Source organism: Rhodococcus sp. P4_B6, assembly GCF_056402215.1.
This window is the reverse complement of the sequence record NZ_JBFUHV010000394.1, coordinates 1-2,357: the sequence shown is the minus strand read 5'-3', so window position 1 is coordinate 2,357 and position 2,357 is coordinate 1. Positions and strand designations below refer to the sequence as shown.

At 66.0% G+C, this 2,357-nt stretch carries 3 protein-coding genes; all 3 read right to left on the bottom strand.

Annotated elements, in window-relative coordinates; genetic code table 11:
- Positions 1-590: hypothetical protein (locus tag AC1DWT_RS50885; protein WP_477926226.1), on the bottom strand; the 590-nt coding region annotated here is incomplete at its 3' end.
- A gap of 360 nt (positions 591-950) precedes the next feature.
- On the bottom strand, positions 951-1,313 hold the full coding sequence (locus AC1DWT_RS50880) for a hypothetical protein (protein WP_206015811.1): 363 nt from the start codon (positions 1,311-1,313) through the stop codon (positions 951-953).
- Positions 1,310-1,786 (bottom strand): hypothetical protein, encoded by a 477-nt coding sequence (locus AC1DWT_RS50875; RefSeq protein ID WP_206015810.1) that lies wholly within the window; start codon positions 1,784-1,786, stop codon positions 1,310-1,312. The genes AC1DWT_RS50880 and AC1DWT_RS50875 overlap by 4 nt, the downstream gene beginning before the upstream one ends.
- Positions 1,787-2,357: the final 571 nt, after the last annotated feature.

The window sequence follows — 2,357 nt, the reverse complement described above, 5'->3', positions numbered from 1 at the left end:
TCCCTACCGAACTCGATCCGACCCGGCCCGTCCCACTCACCCAGGAACGCGGCGGCATCACCATCGAACGCATCCGCGGGCTCGAAACCGAGCCCGCGCGCATACGCCGCCGCCCCCAGGATCAGTTCGCGGCCGAGTTCGATCGGAATCTCCACCGCAGGACGGTCGAACGCCGCGTAGTACGTGCGGATGGCGGTGGGGATCCTGCCCGCATCCATGGTTTCGGGATCACGGGCGTTCTTCACCCCCAGGCAGTGCACGTCAGCCAGGTAGCCCCGCAGCGTCGCCCGACCACGCCGCCCCTCACGTGCCACCAACACCTGCGCGAAGCCTTCGGCCTCACCGGCGGGAGCATCCAGCTTCGCCCACTCCGGACGACCCTCGAGGCCCAGCCCGACACTCCAGCCACAATTGACCCAGCACCCCAGCACCCGCCCCAAGCCTCGGGACGCCTCGGCCTCGGCAGCGATTCGTCGCACCAACGGCGCCACCACCGACGGCCGCACACCCAGAGCACGCGCGATCACCTTCGGCGGGACACCCTGCTCCCAACGCCGCCGCACCTGCTCGACCAACTCCACATCGTCCATGGCACCCCATTCTGCTTCACCGATCGGGAAGCTTCCGCGTCTGCACCTATCCGCTCGCGCCGCTGATCGAGCGATCACTGCACCCCACGAGCAGCAGGACCACACCCCCGCATCACGCACGCAGGCCACGGCAGCATCTCCACCATGCCGCCGATACTGCCGTGCCGGTTCCCGGTCCAGGTTCTGCCTGCTCCCGGAGTCCCGATCATGACCGGATCGGGGCCGGATCAGGAACCGGGTGGGCTCGCCGCTGGGGGCGTGCCTGGGAGCTGGACACGGCCCTGTGGGCGTGCCGGGACCCACGCCCGCCAGGAAGAACGGGCAGACGCCAACGCGCGCAGGCCCATACCTGGGCGTGACCTATTCGGTTTCCTTCGGGTGGCCGGGTTCGCAGCGTTCGAGCAGGACCCGGCCCGCGATCTTGGCGCCCTTCTGTGCAGGATCGACAAAGAACCAGATCCGCCCACCATCGGTCACCTTGTACTGGTATCGGGCGTAGTTCTGCCCGTTGTACGTCCCGCAGGCGTAGTCGCCTTTGAGTTGATACAGCCGCCGCGTCTCTACCGTCGGTTCTCGGGTGAGGGTGTCCCACGCATCGACCGTGGCGTTGCGTGCAGTGGCCAGCAGATCGGTCCAGCCCTTCTCCGCGTCACGAGTGGCGAACACGATCTGCCACTCGGCGCGTTTGATTGGGCGGGAAACCGCGCCGCCTTTCCTGCTCACGCGTCGAGATCCGGCGCCACGACCACCTCAGGGACCTCGAGGTACTCCAGGTCGGAACCGTCGGCGGTCAGGCGCGGGTCGGCGTACGCCTCCGCGGTGGCCTGCCACGCTTCCAGCAAGATCGCGAGTCGGTCGAAGCGGGCCACCGCGATGCAGGCACGGGCAGTGTCCTGGAACGCTGCGACGAACTCGGCGTGCAATGCGGTCGGCAGCATCCCGATCCACGGCAATGCGACGGCGAGGCGGGAGGCGACGCGATCGAGGGCCGCCTCGTCGAGAGAGGCGGCGAAGAGCTGCCCGACGACGCCGAGAGTGCTCAATTCGGCGCGGCTCGTCGACTCTTGGGTCAGCCGCAGAGCCGGGGCATTCCGGCGCGTGAGCACGACCTCACCGTTGTCCTCGAGCGCGCCGAGAACATCATTCGGTGCCCGTAAGAAATCGGAGAACGTGGCGGTGGCGGTCGACTTGCTCATACCCACCATTACATCAGAACTAGTTCAGATATTCCAGAGGTCGGTGATCTCCGGACAGAACCGCTGACAAACTCTGTGTCGAAGACATCAGCGGCGAGTCGGCCGCGTCCATGGGCGCCGAGGCCCGGGCATGGACGCAGCTCAGCTCGTTCGTGTCGATCGCTACGATCTCGGCGTGTACTCCTAGCGACTCGCCATACCGGTCGGCCGAGGTGAGTCGGCTCGAAGGCGCCTGCCGTCCACCCATGCCTGCGTACATTTCGACGGGCCAACCCGGATGCTGAAACTACCTACTATCGATTGCACGAGAGGCTTGTGAAATGCCGCGTTTCTACACCGTCGATCGACGGGGAACCCTGCACAAGGGACAAACCCTCGGACTCACCCGGTACGACGATGTGAACCCCTCACATCTGCAACGACACCTCGACGTGCTGTTCCCGGACGGCGTTGCAGCCCACGGTGAAACAACTTCGTCAACGGGGATGTTCTCTTTCAGGTCACCGACCACTCAATCGAGCTGATCTGGGAAAATGTGCGTCGTGCGCACTATCCGACCGCGCCCTCTCGC